The 15,008-nt window shown below is 74.6% G+C and carries 16 protein-coding genes and 1 pseudogene; 3 read left to right on the plus strand and 14 right to left on the minus strand.

The window, feature by feature from the left end:
* Positions 1-198: 198 nt before the first annotated feature.
* Both groL and groES read right to left on the minus strand, forming a co-directional pair.
* Positions 199-1,833: a chaperonin GroEL gene (gene groL, locus HUT16_RS13530; RefSeq protein ID WP_176188466.1), complete on the minus strand. Its 1,635-nt coding sequence runs from the start codon at positions 1,831-1,833 to the stop codon at positions 199-201.
* Between the two features lie 114 nt (positions 1,834-1,947).
* Positions 1,948-2,253: a co-chaperone GroES gene (gene groES, locus HUT16_RS13535; protein ID WP_014136232.1), complete on the minus strand. Its 306-nt coding sequence runs from the start codon at positions 2,251-2,253 to the stop codon at positions 1,948-1,950.
* 260 nt (positions 2,254-2,513) lie between these two features.
* Between groES and HUT16_RS13540 the strand changes: the two genes are divergently transcribed.
* Both HUT16_RS13540 and HUT16_RS13545 read left to right on the plus strand, forming a co-directional pair.
* Positions 2,514-2,828, plus strand: coding sequence for a hypothetical protein (locus tag HUT16_RS13540; RefSeq protein WP_176188467.1), 315 nt, complete (start codon positions 2,514-2,516; stop codon positions 2,826-2,828).
* Positions 2,829-2,850: 22 nt separating this feature from the next.
* Positions 2,851-4,029, plus strand: a complete 1,179-nt coding sequence (locus tag HUT16_RS13545) for a methyltransferase domain-containing protein (protein ID WP_176188468.1) — start codon at positions 2,851-2,853, stop codon at positions 4,027-4,029.
* On the opposite strand, the gene HUT16_RS13550 is transcribed toward HUT16_RS13545, so the two are convergent.
* Genes HUT16_RS13550 through tsaB form a run of 5 tightly spaced genes read right to left on the minus strand, consistent with a single transcriptional unit; the run spans position 4,005 to position 7,491 of the window.
* A complete protein-coding gene (locus HUT16_RS13550) occupies positions 4,005-4,934 on the minus strand; it encodes a polysaccharide deacetylase family protein (RefSeq protein ID WP_176188469.1) in 930 nt (309 codons plus the stop codon). The genes HUT16_RS13545 and HUT16_RS13550 overlap by 25 nt on opposite strands.
* Before the next feature lie 28 nt (positions 4,935-4,962).
* Positions 4,963-5,223, minus strand: a complete 261-nt coding sequence (locus HUT16_RS13555; protein WP_176188470.1) for a hypothetical protein — start codon at positions 5,221-5,223, stop codon at positions 4,963-4,965.
* Positions 5,220-6,308 (minus strand): tRNA (adenosine(37)-N6)-threonylcarbamoyltransferase complex transferase subunit TsaD, encoded by a 1,089-nt coding sequence (gene tsaD, locus HUT16_RS13560; RefSeq protein ID WP_176188471.1) that lies wholly within the window; start codon positions 6,306-6,308, stop codon positions 5,220-5,222. The genes HUT16_RS13555 and tsaD overlap by 4 nt, the downstream gene beginning before the upstream one ends.
* A complete protein-coding gene (rimI, locus tag HUT16_RS13565; protein WP_176188472.1) occupies positions 6,301-6,789 on the minus strand; it encodes a ribosomal protein S18-alanine N-acetyltransferase in 489 nt (162 codons plus the stop codon). Before rimI ends, tsaD begins: the two co-directional genes overlap by 8 nt.
* A 54-nt stretch (positions 6,790-6,843) precedes the next feature.
* A complete protein-coding gene (gene tsaB / locus HUT16_RS13570; RefSeq protein WP_176188473.1) occupies positions 6,844-7,491 on the minus strand; it encodes a tRNA (adenosine(37)-N6)-threonylcarbamoyltransferase complex dimerization subunit type 1 TsaB in 648 nt (215 codons plus the stop codon).
* A 147-nt stretch (positions 7,492-7,638) separates the two neighbouring features.
* Between tsaB and HUT16_RS13575 the strand changes: the two genes are divergently transcribed.
* Positions 7,639-8,208, plus strand: a complete 570-nt coding sequence (locus tag HUT16_RS13575; RefSeq protein WP_176188474.1) for a L,D-transpeptidase — start codon at positions 7,639-7,641, stop codon at positions 8,206-8,208.
* Between the two features lie 272 nt (positions 8,209-8,480).
* Here the strand turns inward: HUT16_RS13575 and HUT16_RS13580 are convergent.
* From HUT16_RS13580 to HUT16_RS13610, 7 genes and pseudogenes are all read right to left on the minus strand, one after another.
* Positions 8,481-9,484 (minus strand): annotated as a pseudogene (locus tag HUT16_RS13580) (IS5 family transposase).
* Positions 9,485-9,556: 72 nt separating this feature from the next.
* The gene (locus HUT16_RS13585) at positions 9,557-9,751 is read right to left on the minus strand and encodes a hypothetical protein (protein WP_176188475.1); all 195 of its coding nucleotides are present in this window, start codon (positions 9,749-9,751) and stop codon (positions 9,557-9,559) included.
* Between the two features lie 102 nt (positions 9,752-9,853).
* Positions 9,854-10,366, minus strand: coding sequence for a tRNA (adenosine(37)-N6)-threonylcarbamoyltransferase complex ATPase subunit type 1 TsaE (tsaE, locus tag HUT16_RS13590; RefSeq protein ID WP_176188476.1), 513 nt, complete (start codon positions 10,364-10,366; stop codon positions 9,854-9,856).
* 61 nt (positions 10,367-10,427) lie between these two features.
* Positions 10,428-11,582 (minus strand): alpha/beta fold hydrolase, encoded by a 1,155-nt coding sequence (locus HUT16_RS13595; protein ID WP_254897798.1) that lies wholly within the window; start codon positions 11,580-11,582, stop codon positions 10,428-10,430.
* Positions 11,583-11,585: 3 nt separating this feature from the next.
* Positions 11,586-12,770, minus strand: a complete 1,185-nt coding sequence (gene alr, locus HUT16_RS13600) for an alanine racemase (RefSeq protein ID WP_176188477.1) — start codon at positions 12,768-12,770, stop codon at positions 11,586-11,588.
* Between the two features lie 157 nt (positions 12,771-12,927).
* Complete coding sequence (locus HUT16_RS13605) at positions 12,928-14,364, minus strand: NAD(P)H-hydrate dehydratase (RefSeq protein ID WP_176188478.1); 1,437 nt, start codon at positions 14,362-14,364, stop codon at positions 12,928-12,930.
* Between the two features lie 250 nt (positions 14,365-14,614).
* Positions 14,615-14,983 (minus strand): holo-ACP synthase, encoded by a 369-nt coding sequence (locus HUT16_RS13610; protein WP_176188479.1) that lies wholly within the window; start codon positions 14,981-14,983, stop codon positions 14,615-14,617.
* Between the last annotated feature and the right edge of the window lie 25 nt (positions 14,984-15,008).

The raw sequence follows: 15,008 nt of genomic DNA on the forward strand, positions 1-15,008 counted from the left end.
CGGAACTGCGCGCCCGGCCCGCCCGCCCCCGCCGGGTGCTGCACGCGAAGGGGCGCGCGCAGCACGCGTGCAGCACGCGCAGGGGCGCGAGGCCCCGGCGATCCGGGCCCGCACCACGGGAGTGCGGGGCCGGTCGCGCGGTTCCTCGCGCCCCTGCTGTCGCCTTCGCCGCCTCAGCGGCTGGCGGCTAGCGCCGTTTCAGTGGCTGTGGCCGTGGCCGCCGTGCGAGTGGCCGTGGCCCGCGGCCTCCTCCTCTTCCTTCTTCTCCACCACGAGGGTCTCGGTGGTGAGCAGCAGGGAGGCGATGGAGGCGGCGTTCTCCAGGGCGGAGCGGGTGACCTTGACCGGGTCGATGACGCCGGCCTTGACCAGGTCGCCGTACTCGCCGGTGGCGGCGTTGTAGCCCTGGCCGGCCTCCAGCTCGGCGACCTTGGAGGTGATGACGTAGCCCTCCAGGCCGGCGTTCTGGGCGATCCAGCGCAGCGGCTCGGCGAGCGCCTTGCGGACCACGGCGACACCGGTGGCCTCGTCGCCGGACAGGCCGAGGCCGTCCGCCAGGACCTTCGCGGCGTGGACGAGCGAGGCGCCGCCGCCGGCGACGATGCCCTCCTCGACCGCGGCGCGGGTCGCCGAGATGGCGTCCTCCAGGCGGTGCTTGCGCTCCTTGAGCTCGACCTCGGTGGCCGCGCCGACCTTGATCACGCAGACGCCGCCGGCCAGCTTGGCGAGGCGCTCCTGGAGCTTCTCGCGGTCCCAGTCGGAGTCGGTGTTGGCGATCTCGGCCTTGATCTGGGCCACCCGGCCCGCGACCTCGGCGGAGTCGCCGGCGCCGTCGACGACGATGGTCTCGTCCTTGGTGACGGTGATCCGGCGGGCGGTGCCGAGCACGTCCAGGCCGACCTGGTCGAGCTTGAGGCCGACCTCCTCGGAGACGACCTGGCCGCCGGTGAGGGTGGCGATGTCGCCGAGGATGGCCTTGCGGCGGTCGCCGAAGCCGGGGGCCTTGACCGCGACCGCGTTGAAGGTGCCGCGGATCTTGTTGACCACCAGGGTGGAGAGGGCCTCGCCGTCGACGTCCTCGGCGATGATCAGCAGCGGGCGGGAGCCGCCGGCCTGCAGGACCTTCTCCAGCAGCGGCAGGAGCTCCTGGATGGAGGAGATCTTGCCCTGGTTGATCAGGACGTACGGGTCCTCCAGGACGGCTTCCTGGCGCTCCGCGTCGGTGACGAAGTACGGCGACAGGTAGCCCTTGTCGAACTGCATGCCCTCGGTGAACTCGAGCTCGACGCCGAAGGTGTTGGACTCCTCGACGGTGATCACACCGTCCTTGCCGACCTTGTCGATCGCCTCGGCGATCAGCTCGCCGACCTGGGTGTCCTGGGCGGAGAGGGAGGCGACGGCGGCGATGTCGTCCTTGCCCTCGATCTCGCGGGCCACCGAGAGCAGGTGCTCGGAGACGGCGGCGACGGCCTTGTCGATGCCCTTCTTCAGGGCGGCCGGGCCGGCGCCCGCGGCGACGTTGCGCAGGCCCTCGTTGACCAGGGCCTGGGCGAGCACGGTGGCGGTGGTGGTGCCGTCGCCCGCGACGTCGTTGGTCTTGGTGGCGACCTCCTTGACCAGCTGCGCGCCGAGGTTCTCGTACGGGTCGTCGAGCTCGACCTCGCGGGCGATGGTCACACCGTCGTTGGTGATGGTGGGGGCGCCGAACTTCTTGTCGATGACGACGTTGCGGCCCTTGGGGCCGATGGTCACCTTGACGGTGTCGGCCAGCTTGTTGACACCGCGCTCCAGCGAGCGGCGGGCGTCCTCGTCGAACTGCAGGGTCTTCGCCATGGTCCCGTTTCCTCAGGGGTAGGTCTGCGTACGTGGAGCAACAACCGCGCCCCGGGCCCCTGTCGGTGCGACACGGATCCGGGGCGGGCTGGGACGTCTTACTGCGCGGACGTCTTACTTCTCGATGATCGCGAGGACGTCGCGGGCCGAGAGGACGAGGTACTCCTCGCCCTGGTACTTCACCTCGGTGCCGCCGTACTTCGAGTACAGGACGATGTCACCGACGGCGACGTCGAGCGGCAGACGCTGGCCGTCCTCGAAGCGGCCCGGGCCGACGGCCAGGACGACGCCCTCCTGGGGCTTCTCCTTGGCGGTGTCCGGGATCACCAGGCCGGAGGCGGTGGTGGTCTCGGCGTCGAGCGGCTGGACCACGATGCGGTCCTCGAGCGGCTTGATGGCAACCTTGCTGCTGGTGGTCACGTCCGAGCTCCCCTTCGGAGATTACGGGGTTGTCTAACAGGTAGGGGGCGAGGTCTGCGCGGCCGCCGTCGCGGGGGTCGGACACGCTTCATCGCGTTAGCACTCTCCCTGGGGGGAGTGCCAGGAACGACCTTAGGACGCGGTTAGCACTCAGTCAACCAGAGTGCCAATGGCGTCGGGTTCGAGTTTCCGTTCGATACCGGGCGGTTCCGAGTACGGGTACTCAGGCAACGGGCGAACTCCCCCGCCAGGATGGGCACATGGCGAAGAAACGGCCGTCCGCGGGACGGGACGCGCTCCTGGCGGCGGCACTGGTGGCCCTGACCGTGCCGCTGCTGTGCGCGGTGCCCTACGCGTTCATGGTGCTGGCGTTCGCGCTGGCCGGCGCCTCGGAGCGCGGGGGCGGGGCGGGCCTGGCGGTGGTGCTGTGCGGCGCGGTGATGGTGCTGGGGCCGGCGGTGGCGCTGGTGTCGGTGGTGACGACGGCCCGGCGGGGCTACCGGATCGCGCCGCTGTCGGTGGGGCTGGCCGGGCCCGCGCTGGCGGCGCTCGCGTTCGGGGTGCTGGCCTCCTGATCCGAGCCGCGACAATGGTGCGGTGGAGATCGAGTCGTTCCGGGCGCTGCTGACCGAGCAGGGGCAGGCGCTGCTGGCCGAGTTGCGGGGGTTCACGGCGGCCGGGGAGCTGGCGCTGGCGACCAGGCTGCGGCGGGAGTACCCGGCGGAGCTGGTGCGGGCCGCGTTCGAGCAGGCCCGGCTGCGGCAGCGGGCGGAGGCGAAGTTCGGGGCGGACGCCGCCGCGATGTACTTCACCCAGCACGGGGTGGAGCAGGCCACCCGGCGCACGGTCGCCGAGTGGCGGGCGGGCCGGTTCGCGGCGCTGGGGGTGCGGCGGCTGGCCGACCTGTGCTGCGGGATCGGCGGGGACGCGATCGCGCTGGCCCGGGCCGGCATCGCGGTGCTGGCGGTCGACCGGGACGAGCTGACCTGCGAGGTGGCCCGGGCGAACGCGGCGGCGCTGGGCGTGGCCGAGCTGGTGGAGGTGCGCCGCGCGGACGTCGCGGACGTGGACACCGCCGGTTTCGACGCGGTGTTCACCGACCCGGCGCGGCGCACCTCGCGCGGCCGGGTGTTCGACCCGGAGGCGTACTCGCCGCCGCTGTCCTGGGCGGTGGAGGCGGCCCGCAGCGCCCCGTTCGGGGCGCTGAAGGTGGCGCCGGGCATCCCGCACGAGCTGGTGCCGGAGGGCGCCGAGGCGGAGTGGGTGTCGGACCGGGGCGAGGTGAAGGAGGCGGTGCTGTGGTTCGGCACGGCCGCCGCCGAGCCGTACCGGGCGACGCTGCTGCCGGGCCCGCACTCGCTCTGCGGCGGCGCCCTGCCGGACCCGCCGGTCGGCCCGGTGGGGCGCTACCTGTACGAGCCGGACGGCGCGGTGATCCGGGGCCGGATGGTGGCCGAGGTGGCGGCGGCGGTGGGCGGGCGGCTGATCGACCCGATGATCGCGTACGTCACCTCGGACGAGCTGCGGCCGACGCCGTACGCGCAGGCGTACGAGCTGACCGACGTGCTGCCGTTCCAGGTGAAGCGGTTGAAGGCGCTGGTGCGGGAGCGCCGGATCGGCACCGTGGTGATCAAGAAGCGCGGGGCGTCGGTCGTCCCGGAGGAGCTGCGGCGGCAGCTGAAGCCGGCCGGGCCGAACGCGGTGACGGTGATCGTGGCCCGCACCGCGGCCGGCCCGGTGATGATGCTGGGTCAGCCGGCGGGCCTGGCGACGTAGTCGTCGAGGCGGGCGACCGCGAAGCCCTGCTCCTGGATCCGGGAGAGCAGTTCGCCGAACATCCGGGTCATGCTCTCGCCCTTGAGCTCGGAGGGGCCGCGGAAGTGGGCGAGGATGATGTCGCCGTTCTTCAGCTTCTTGTCGGCGGCCTGGTACTGCATGTCGTGGATCTGCATGGACTCCCGCCACAGCACGACGGCCCGCGGCCCGCACTCCTGGACGGCGGTGTTCAGGGCGGGGGTGTCGGCGCCGTCGCCGTAGGGCGGGCGGAACAGGTAGGGGGCGGTGCCGTACTGCTCGGTGAGGGCCGCCTGGTCCTCGCAGATCTGCGCCTTCTGTTGGGCGGGGGCGAGCTTGCTCATCACCGGGTGGCTGACGGTGTGGTTCTGGATGCTGTTGCCGAGCGCCTGGAGCGGCTTGAAGTAGCCGTAGTCGTTCTTGACGATGTCCTTGGTCAGGAACATCGTCACCGGCACTTTCAGCTCGGTGAGCATCCGGACGAACTCCGGGTCCTTCTCGGCCCCGTCGTCGAGGGTGATGAACACGACCTTGTCGGAGGTCGGGACGTCGCTGAACACCGGCACCGGGCCGGTCGCGGTCAGCTTGACCGGCCGGTCGGCGGGCGGCGCGGGCGCCTTGGGCATCGGCTTGAGGCCCCACTTCGCCCACGCGGCCTCGGGCACGGCGTCCTGGGCGGGCGTCGAGGGGGCGCCGGGGGCCGAGGGGGCCGGGGAGGCGGCGGCGACCGGCTTGGCCCGGACCGGCGCGGGGCCGTCCGGGGCGGAGCCGCTGCCGCACCCGCTCGCCGCCAGCAGCGCCGCGAGCGCGCCCGCCCCGTACCCGATCCGTGCCCGCCGCTGCCTCACCGATGTCCCCCGCTCGTCCTCGACACGCGTGTCGATCATAGGACGATCGGGTTGGTCTTCCCGGTTGCTACCCCGCGTCCGTGCGGGTGAAGGCCCAGCGGTGCACCGGGCGGGCCAGCAGTTCGGCGGGGGGCTCCGGCACCGGCTGCGGCTCCCCCGTCCACAGCGCGATCAACAGCACCCGCTCGCCCGGCGCGGTGAACAGCTCCACCCGCTCCAGGCCGGCCGCCCCGCGCACCGCGGGCAGCGCGGACTCCCGGGCCCAGGCGTGCAGTTCAGCGCCCCGGCCGTCCGCCGCCCGGGCCTCCCACATCGCCGCCAGGGTCACTTCAGCGCCTGGTGCGCGTGCGCGTGGACGTGCCCGTGCCCGGTGCCCGGCACGTGGGTCTCGGTGACCGGCAGCGAGGAGTCCGCCGACAGGTCGAAGGAGGACGGGGCGCGGTCGCGCCAGACCATCTCGGCGCCGAGCGCCGCCACCATCGCGCCGTTGTCGGTGCACAGACCCGGCCGCGGCACCCGCAGCACGATGCCGGCCTTGTCACAGCGCTGCTGCGCCATCTCGCGCAGCCGCGAGTTGGCCGCCACGCCGCCGCCGATCATCAGGTGGTCGACACCGTTGTCCTTGCACGCCCGCACCGCCTTGCGGGTCAGCACGTCGGTGACCGCCTCCTGGAAGGACGCCGCGACGTCCGCCACCGGCACCGGCTCCCCGGCCCGCCGCCGGGCCTCCACCCAGCGCGCCACGGCCGTCTTCAGGCCGGAGAACGAGAAGTCGTACGCCGGGTCGCCGGCGTTGTTCAGGCCGCGCGGGAACGCGATCGCCTTCCCGTCGCCCTCGCGGGCCATCCGGTCCACCACCGGGCCGCCGGGGAAGCCCAGGCCGAGCACCCGGGCCACCTTGTCGAAGGCCTCGCCCGCCGCGTCGTCGATGGTCGCGCCCAGCGGCCGCACGTCGGAGGTGATGTCGCTGCTCAGCAGCAGCGAGGAGTGGCCGCCGGAGACCAGCAGCGCCATCGTCGGCTCCGGCAGCCGGCCGTGCTCCAGCTGGTCCACGCAGATGTGCGAGGCCAGGTGGTTGACGCCGTACAGCGGCTTGTCCAGCGCCCACGCGTACGCCTTGGCGGCGCTCACGCCGACCAGCAGCGCGCCCGCCAGGCCCGGGCCGGCGGTGACGGCGATGCCGTCCAGGTCGCTCGCCTTGATCCCGGCGGTGTCCAGCGCCCGCCGGATGGTCGGGACCATCGCCTCCAGGTGCGCCCGGCTGGCGATCTCCGGCACGACGCCGCCGTACCTGGCGTGGTCGTTGACGCTGGAGGCGACCGCGTCGGCCAGCAGGGTGGTGCCGCGGACGATGCCGACGCCGGTCTCGTCGCAGGAGGTCTCGATGCCGAGGACGAGGGGTTCGTCAGCCATTGTGATGATCCTTCAGATCGCTTGCGTCACTTGCGTCACTTGCCAGGTGGTCGAGACGCATCACCAGTGCGTCCACGTTGGCGGGCTGGTAGTAGCCCCGCCGGATCCCGACCGGTTCGAACCCGAACCGCTCGTACAGCCGCTGCGCGCGCAGGTTGTCCACCCGCACCTCCAGCAGCAGTTCGGCGCAGCCGCGCCGGACCGACTCCGCCGTCAGCTCGGCGAGCAGCACCGCCCCGAGCCCCGCCCCCTGGTGGTCGGAGTCCACCGCGATGGTCTGCACGTCCCCGTCGGCGCCGACCGCCATCAGCCCGGCGTAGCCGACGACCGACCCGTCCGCGTCCACCGCCACCACGTAGTGCCGGCTCCCGCCCGGGTGCGCCTCGGCCAGCTCGGACCAGTACATCCCCCGCGACCACGCGTCCTCGGGGAACAACCGGTGCTCCAGCACCATGACCGGCTCGACGTCCCACCACCGCATGGGACGCAGCGCGTACCTAGCCACGCCGGCCGGCCGCCCCGCCGCGAGGGCCGCTCACGCCGGAAGCACCGCCTTGTAGCCCGCGGGCACCTGGGCGTCCGGCCGGCGCAGGTACAGCGGGGCGTTCGGCAGCAGCTCCCGGCCGGCGGCCAGCTCGCGGACCGCGAAGTCGGCCAGCGCGCCCGCCGAGACGTGCTCGGGGCCGCTCGCCGCCGGCAGGCCGTACAGCAGGGCGCCCGCGCCGACCGTCCGGTCGCCGGGCCCGATCTCCGCCGGGCGGTCCACCGAGGGGCCGCCCACCCGGGCGCCGTCGGCGTCGTACGAGGCCCAGTAGACCTCCTTGCGGCGGGCGTCCGTCGCGACCGCGAACGCGCCGGTCAGGCCCTCGGTGCGGGCCTGGTGGGCGATCGCGTCCAGGGTGCAGACGCCGTGCACGGGCAGGCCGAGCGCGTCGCCGAGGGCGGCGGCGGTGACCAGGCCGACCCGCAGGCCGGTGTACGGGCCGGGGCCGACGCCGACCGCGAGGCCGGTCAGCTCGCGCTTGTCCACCCCCGCGGCGCGCAGCACGTCGGCGATGGTGGGCAGCAGCAGTTCGCCGTGCCGCCGGGCGTCGACCTCGTAGGACTCGGCGAGCACCCGTTCGCCGTCGTGGACGGCGGCGGTGACGGCGGGAGTGGCGGTGTCGAAGGCGAGGAGGAGCACGGGTTCAAGGTTAGAGGGTCCGGCGCGGGGGCCCGCACCGCGCCCGCCCCGGCGGGAACACACGACCGCGAGGAGGCCGGAACGGCGGGCCGCACCTGGCACGATGGGCCTTCCCGAAGGTGAGACGCGGAGCGTTGAGGAGCTGACGTGGCGAAGCTGGGTCCTGGTGCGGTGGTCGGCGGGCTGACCCTGGGCGCGCTGACGGTGATCGGGCTGCTGGCCTTCCAGGCGAACGGCGCGGCCTCCCGCGCGGTCGCGGCGGTGCCGTCCGCGTCGAGCGCCGCCCCCTCGGCCTCCGCCCCGGAGAGCGGGCGGCCGACCCCGCCGCCGCTGCCCGCCGAGTCCGGCTCGGGCCTGCGGGTGGTGTACTCGCTGAAGGACCAGCAGGTGTGGCTGGTCGACCCGAAGAAGCCCAACCCGGTGGTGGCCTCGTTCAAGGTGGTGCCGGGCAACACCCTGCCCGCGGCGGGCACCTACAGCGTCGCCAGCCGGACCGCGGCGGGCACCGGCACGGACGGGCGGCAGATCGAGCACGTGGTGCGGTTCGCCCAGCAGTCCGGCACGGTGTTCGGCTTCAGCGCGCTGGTCGACGAGAAGGCCCCGGCGCCGTCGCTGGACCCGAGGACGAAGACCGGCGGCGTCCGGGCCACCCGGGCGGACGGCCAGCTGCTGTGGGACTTCGCGCCGACCGGCACCCGGGTGGTCGTGGTCGAATGACCCGGGGCCGCCCGCACGGCGGCGCCGGGGCTCCCCGGACGGGCCCGGGCCCTAGGGCCTGTCCGGCCGATCTTGCCGGGCGCCCGACGCCGGATCATCCCGCCTGGAAGCACCGGCCCAACACCCAAGTACATCCAGTACGAGGGCGTCGGGCCGGCACTCCCAGCCGGGCGCCAAGGGGGCACCTCCCAGCCCCCCGAGGGGCTGGGGGAGCCGCGCGCTGATCCGACAAGACCGACCGGACAGGCCCTAGGGCGCGTATTTGGTCGTGATCAAGCGGTGGCTCTGGTGAGGTCCTTGATCCAGATCATGGCGCCGCGAAGCTGGAGGCCGGCGAGGTAACTCTCGGGCTTCTTGTCGAACCGGGTGGCGATGCCCCGCCAGGCCTTCAGCTTGTTGATCAGGCGCTCGACGGTGTTCCGCTCTCTGTAGAGCTCGGCGTCATGGCTGACGGGACGACCGCCTCCGCTGCCCTTCTTCTTCCGGTTGGCGGCCTGGTCCCTCTTCTCCGGGATGACCGCTTTGATGTGGCGTTTGCGCAGGTAGGAGCGATTGCCGCGGGACGAGTAGGCCATGTCTCCGGCGACCGCGTCGGGTCGGGTGCGGGGGCGGCCGGCCGGCCCGCGAACCCGCATCTTCTTCAGCACGGGGATGAACTGCGGGCTGTCGGCGGCTTGCCCCTCGGTCAGAACGAGCACCAGCGGGCGGCACTTACGCTCGCCGACGACGTGGACCTTGCTGGTCTGACCGCCCCTGGACCGCCCGAGCAGGGCAGCCTTCAGCCGGAGCTTTCGCCTGCGCCGGACACGCCGCCGCTCGTCCTGCTCCGGGTCGTCTGTGGCGCCCTGCCCGTCTTGTCCCTCCGAGCTGCCCCCTTTTGGCGGGCCTTCTCCGCTTCCTCGGCGGCCTTCTCCAGATCGGCGAGCGTGTCGGGGTCCAGGTGTATCCCAGCGGCGTCATGGTGGGCCCGGACGGTGGTGGAGTCAACGCTGACCAGCGACAGGTCCACCTCACCCCGCTTGGCGGCCTCCGCGATCGCGCCTTCCAGCAGGGCCTCGAAGACGCCGGCGTCCCGCCATTGCCGGAACCGGTTGTGGACGGTCGACCAGGCGCCGAACTCCCTCGGCGTCTCACGCCACTGGCTGCCGGTCTTGAAGTGCCAGACCACGCCCTCGAACTGCCGGCGCAGTTGTTCGGGGTACGGGCCGTACTCGCCGATCGGCAGGTACGGCTCGATGAACTCCCACTCTGCATCTGATAGTTGCACTCGCGTCACGGAACACGGTCTACCGGATCAGACCGCACCGCGAAGACAACTTCCCAGAATGATCACAACCAAATACGCGCCCTAGGCGGCGCGCCGCTCCGGCGGGGTGGAGACCGCCTCGGCTGCCCGGCAGGACGCCAGCAGGGCGCGCATCGGCACGGGCGCGGCGGCGGTGCGCTCCGGGTGCTCCCCGGCGCCCGCGTCCGCGAGGGTCGCGGGGTGCGTGCGGTCCGGGCGGTCCTGGTCCGGGTGGTTCGTGGGGGGTGTGCTCGGCATCGGGCGCCTCCCTAGTTAGGCATACCTAACCTGCTGGCGCCATCCCATCACGCCCGCGCGGTGCGCCGCAACCGTTTCCCGACAGGGTGTCGGAAACCCGGCTCAGTTCTCACCCAATCCGGTGAGGTCCGCACCGTCCCAGCGACCGCCCAGCCCGGTCAGCACGACCCGGCGCCCGTCCGCCTCCTCGTCCGGCGCGCCCACCGCCTCGCCGCCGAGGGTCCGCTCGATCCGGATCTCCAGCCGGTCCTCGGACAGCTCCTCGACCTTGCCCTCGCCCCACTCGACCACGACCACCGACTCGGGCAACGACACGTCCAGGTCGAGGTCCTCCATCTCCTCCAGCCCGCCGCCCAGCCGGTACGCGTCCACGTGCACCAGCGCGGGGCCGCCGGTCAGCGAGGGGTGCACCCGGGCGATCACGAAGGTCGGCGAGGTGACCGCGCCGCGCACGCCCAGGCCCTCGCCCAGGCCGCGGGTCAGCGTGGTCTTGCCCGCGCCCAGCTCCCCCGACAGCAGCACCAGGTCGCCGGGGCGCAGCAGGGCGGCCAGGCGCCGGCCGAGGCCGGTCATCCGCTCCGCGGTTTCGACGGTCAGAGTGGTCTGCGAACCCATGGCGTCCTTCTTCGATCGTTGCGGCCACCCCTAAGGTGCCACACCGGGCGGAGCGCCCCGTTCAGTCCCCGGCCGGCTCCTGCGCCAGCTCCCGCACGGCCGACGGCAGCGGGCCCGTCCCGGCGCGCTCGGCGGCGCGCTCCAGCAGTACGGCGAGCTCGTGGTCGACGGTGCCGGGGCGCTCCAGCATCACCAGGTGCCCGGCGCCCTCGACCAGCACCAGCCGGGCGCCGGGCAGTTCGGCGGCGATCGCCTCGGAGTACTCGGGCGGGGTCAGCAGGTCCTTGGTCCCGGCCAGGACGAGGACCGGCAGGCCGTCCAGGGCGGCCAGCGCGGCGCGCTTGTCGTGCGCGGAGAAGGTCGGGTAGAACTCGGCGACCACGTCGATGGGGGTGGCGTCCAGCAGCTGCTCGGCGAACCGGGCGACCGCCGGGTCGACGTCCCGGCTCCCGAACGAGAACCGCCGGTAGAACACCGCGGCCAGGTCGGAGCCCCAGCGCCGGGTCGCCTCCACCAGCTCGACCTGGCGGCCCAGCGCCCTTATCACCCCGGGCGCGACCCGCTTGACCACCTTGGCACCGACCGCGGGCAGGCCCAGCGGCACCGCGTCCCAGTCGCCCGCCAGGGTGCCGACCAGCGCGACGCCGACCACCCGGCCGTCCGGGCCGAACAGCTCGGGGTGCCGGTCGGCGAGCGCCATCACCGTCATCCCGCCCATCGAGTGCCCGACCAGCACGACCGGCCCCTCGGGGGCGGCCGCGTCCAGCACCGCCTTGAGGTCGGCGCCGAGCAGGTCGATCGAGGCGGGCTCGCCGCCCAGGTACGAGCGGGAGCGCTCGGAGCGGCCGTGGCTGCGCTGGTCCCAGAACACGGTGCGCAGCGCGCCGCGCAGGGCGGCCCGCTGGAAGTGCCAGCTGTCCTGGTTGAGGCAGTAGCCGTGGCAGAACACCACGGTGGGGCCGGGCGCCCCGGCCGCCTCGTCGACCTCGACGTGCAGTTCGGTGCCGTCGGCGGCGGCCACCGTCGTCGGGGTGCCGCGCAGCGAGCCGAAGGCGGCCGCCGCGTCCAGCTCCTCGCGGGCCCGCCTGCGCATCGCCCGGCCGACGGTCAGCCGCTCGATCGCCACCCCGGCGGCGGCGCCGGCCGCCAGCACGCCCAGCGAGATGCCGATCAGCCCGGCCCGGGACACCCCGCCGGAGGAGGACTCCTCAGCCACCGCTCACCCCCGCAGTCCGCCGACGTAGCGTCGCGGGACCCGGCCCCCGATCCGGGTGATGACCTCGTACGCGATGGTGCCGGAGGCCCGCGCCCAGTCCTCCGCGGTGGGCTCGCCCCGGTCGCCGGCGCCGAACAGCAGCACCTCCGCGCCGACCTCCGGGGTGTCCCCGCCGAGGTCGACGACGAACTGGTCCATCGCGACCCGCCCGGCCACCCGGTAGCGGGTGGCGCCGATCTGCACCGGCCCGGTGTTGCTGGCGTGCCGCGGCACGCCGTCCCCGTAGCCGAGCGGGACCAGGCCGAGCGTGGTCGGGCCCGGCGTCGTGTAGTGGTGCCCGTACGAGACGCCGTGGCCGCCGGGCACGTGCTTGACCAGCGCCAGCCGGGCCGCCAGCGACATCACCGGCCGCAGCCCGAAGTCGGCGGGCCCGCCGACCTCCGGGACGGGCGACAGGCCGTACAGGGCGAGGCCGGGCCGGACCAGGTCGTAGTGCGACTGCGGCAGCAGCAGCGTCGCCGGGGAGTTGGCGATGTGCCGCACCTCGGGGTCGACGCCGGCCCGCTCGGCGAACGCCAGGACCTGCGCGAACGAGTCCAGCTGGGCCTGGATCGAGGGGTGGCCGGGCTCGTCGGCGGCCGCGAAGTGCGACCAGACGCCGACCACCCGCAGCAGGCCGTCGGACTGCGCCTTGACCGCGTTCTCCACCAGGTCCGGCCAGTCGTGCGGCTGGCAGCCGTTGCGGCCCAGGCCGGTGTCGGCCTTCAGGTGCACCCGGGCCGGGACGCCGGTCTCCCGGACGGCGGCGAGCAGTTCGTCCAGCGCCCACTGGCCGCTGACCGAGATGTCCACCGACTCCCGCAGCGCCCGGGCCCACGGCCCGCCCGGCGTCCACAGCCAGCACAGGATGCGGGCCTGCTCCGGCCCGATCCCGGCGGCCCGCAGCGCGAGCGCCTCCTCCGGCGTCGCCGTCCCCAGCCACCCGGCCCCGGCCGCGACGGCCTCCCGGGCACACCTGAGCGCGCCGTGGCCGTAGGCGTCCGCCTTGACCACGGCCATCAGCTCGGGCCCGTTGGTGCGGGCCCGCAGCGCGGCCAGGTTGTCGCGCAGCGCGGCCAGGTCGATGGTCGCCTCGGCCCGCGCCCCCTGGGCCAGGGCGGGCGTCCCGGTGGTGTTCGCAGTCGTCATCGCGTATCAGTCTCCCAGACCCGGGCGGCGAGCCCCATCAGGGGCTCGGGGAACGGCGAGTCCGCGCTGCCGCGTGCGGTGGCGGGAACCGGAAGCGGATGCGCGCCCCGGCAGTGCGCCGTCAGCAGGCCGGGCCCCGCCGTTCCCCGGGCCCCGTTCAGGCGAGCGAGGCCCAGGCGTGGTGGAGTGCGCCCGCGAGGTCGAGGGCGGTGATCGGGGCGCCCGGGGCGGCGGCGTGGCGGCCGGCCAGGCCGTGCAGGTGGGCGGCGGCGGAGGCGGCGTCCAGCGGGGTGAGGCCGGTGGCGAGCAGCGAGCCGGCCAGGCCGGAGAGGACGTCGCCGCTGCCCGCGGTGCCGAGCCAGCCGGTGCCGGTGGAGTTGACCCGGGCCCGGCCGTCCGGGTCGGCGACGACCGTCGTGGAGCCCTTGAGCAGCACGGTCGCGCCGTACCGCGCGGCGAGCAGCCGGGCGGTCCGCAGCCGCCGGGCGGCGACCGCCTCGGCGTCGGTGTCCTCGCCGACGCCCGCGAGCAGCCGGGCGGCCTCCCCGGCGTGCGGGGTGAGCAGGACGGGCGCGTCGCGGCCGGCCAGCGCGGACGGGCCGAGCCGGGCGAGTTCGGTGAGCGCGTCGGCGTCGGCCAGGACGGGCGCGCCGGTGTCCAGCGCCTCGCGCAGGGTGCGTTCGGCGTCCTCGCCGCCGCCCGGGCCGACCACCCAGGCCTGGACGCGACCGGCCCGGGCCGGGCCGTCCTCGGTGACCAGCGCCTCGGGGTGGCGGCGGACCACCTCGGCCGCCGCGTGTCCGGTGTAGCGCACCGCCCCGGCCCCGCCGTGCAGCGCCCCGGCGACGGCCAGCACCGCCGCGCCCGGGTAGCGGGCCGATCCGGCGGCGACGCCGACCACCCCGCGCCGGTACTTGTCGCTCTCCGCGCCGGGGGCGGGCAGCAGCGCGGCCACGTCGGCGTGCTGGAGCGCCTCGACGGGGGCGGGCGGCAGGTCGAGCCCGAGGCCGACCAGGTGGACGACGCCCGCGTACTGCGCGCCGGGGTCGATCAGCAGGCCCGGCTTGTGGGTGCCGAAGCAGACCGTGACGTCGGCGCGCAGCGCGGGCCCGGCGGCCTCGCCGGTGTCCGGGTCCACGCCGGAGGGGACGTCCACGGCGACCAGGCGGCCGCGGCGCTCCCTCGTGGCGAACGGGGCCGCGGCGGGGCGCAGCGGGCCGCGGCCGCCGATGCCGACGATGCCGTCCAGCACCAGGTCGGCCCGGGTGAAGGCGTCCGGGTCGTCGGTGACCCGGCCGCCGGCGGCGCGCAGCGCGGCCAGGCCCTCGGCGTGCGCCTTCGCCGGGTCCAGCAGCAGCGCCTCGGCCCGGGCGCCGCGGCGGGCGAGCCGGGCGGCGGCGAAGAGGGCGTCGCCCCCGTTGTCCCCCGATCCGGCCAGCACCAGCACCCGGCTGCCGTACACCCGGGGCAGCAGCCCGGCGCAGACGGCGGCCAGCCCGGCGGCGGCCCGCTGCATCAGCGTCCCCTCCGGCAGCCGGGCCATCAGCGCGGCCTCGGCGGCCCGGACCTGCTCGACGGTGTGGGCGTGGCGCATGCGGGTTCTCCATTCTCGACGGGAGGCGCGTTCAGGGGCTCGGGGAACGGCGAGGCCCAGGCTGCTGGCGGTGCACTGCCGTTGCGCCCATCGGCTTCGGGTTCCGTCAAAGACACGCAGCAGCACGGACCCCAGATGGGCTCCGGCCACCAGCAGCACGGACTCGCCGTTCCCCGAGCCCCTGAATGCGCGCCTCCCGCCGTTCTCGTCCGAGTCCTCTGGCTTGTTCCCCTTCGTCCGACGAAGCGTCTCAGCCCTCGGCGATGACCACCGCCGAGGCGACGCCCGCGTCGTGGCTGAGCGAGATGTGCCAGGAGGTGACGCCGAGCGCGGCGGCCCGGGCCTCGACGGTGCCGGTGACGTGCAGCAGGGGGCGGCCGGATTCTTCGACCCGGACCTCGGCGTCCTCCCAGTGCAGGCCGGGCGGGGCGCCGAGGGCCTTGGCGACGGCCTCCTTCGCGGCGAAGCGGGCCGCCAGCGAGGCGGTGCCGCGGCGCCGGCCGGAGGGGAGGGTGAGTTCGGCGGGGGTGAAGAGGCGTTCGGCGAGGCCGGGGGTGCGTTCCAGGGACTCCCCGAACCGCCCGATGTCCGCCACGTCGATGCCGACCCCGATGATCACGTCCTGCTCCTTCGTCCATGCCTGC

The sequence above is a fragment of the Kitasatospora sp. NA04385 genome (genome assembly GCF_013364235.1).
Classification (GTDB): Bacteria; Actinomycetota; Actinomycetes; order Streptomycetales; family Streptomycetaceae; genus Kitasatospora.

Excerpts from the sequence above, each read along its gene's own strand:
- groL (WP_176188466.1), bottom strand. The coding sequence starts at position 1,833 with ATGGCGAAGACCCTGCAGTTCGACGAGGACGCCCGCCGCTCGCTGGAG.
- HUT16_RS13540 (WP_176188467.1), top strand. The coding sequence starts at position 2,514 with ATGGCGAAGAAACGGCCGTCCGCGGGACGGGACGCGCTCCTGGCGGCG.
- HUT16_RS13550 (WP_176188469.1), bottom strand. The coding sequence starts at position 4,934 with ATGATCGACACGCGTGTCGAGGACGAGCGGGGGACATCGGTGAGGCAG.
- tsaD (WP_176188471.1), bottom strand. The coding sequence starts at position 6,308 with ATGGCTGACGAACCCCTCGTCCTCGGCATCGAGACCTCCTGCGACGAG.
- rimI (WP_176188472.1), bottom strand. The coding sequence starts at position 6,789 with ATGCGGTGGTGGGACGTCGAGCCGGTCATGGTGCTGGAGCACCGGTTG.
- HUT16_RS13585 (WP_176188475.1), bottom strand. The coding sequence starts at position 9,751 with ATGCCGAGCACACCCCCCACGAACCACCCGGACCAGGACCGCCCGGAC.
- tsaE (WP_176188476.1), bottom strand. The coding sequence starts at position 10,366 with ATGGGTTCGCAGACCACTCTGACCGTCGAAACCGCGGAGCGGATGACC.
- alr (WP_176188477.1), bottom strand. The coding sequence starts at position 12,770 with ATGACGACTGCGAACACCACCGGGACGCCCGCCCTGGCCCAGGGGGCG.
- HUT16_RS13605 (WP_176188478.1), bottom strand. The coding sequence starts at position 14,364 with ATGCGCCACGCCCACACCGTCGAGCAGGTCCGGGCCGCCGAGGCCGCG.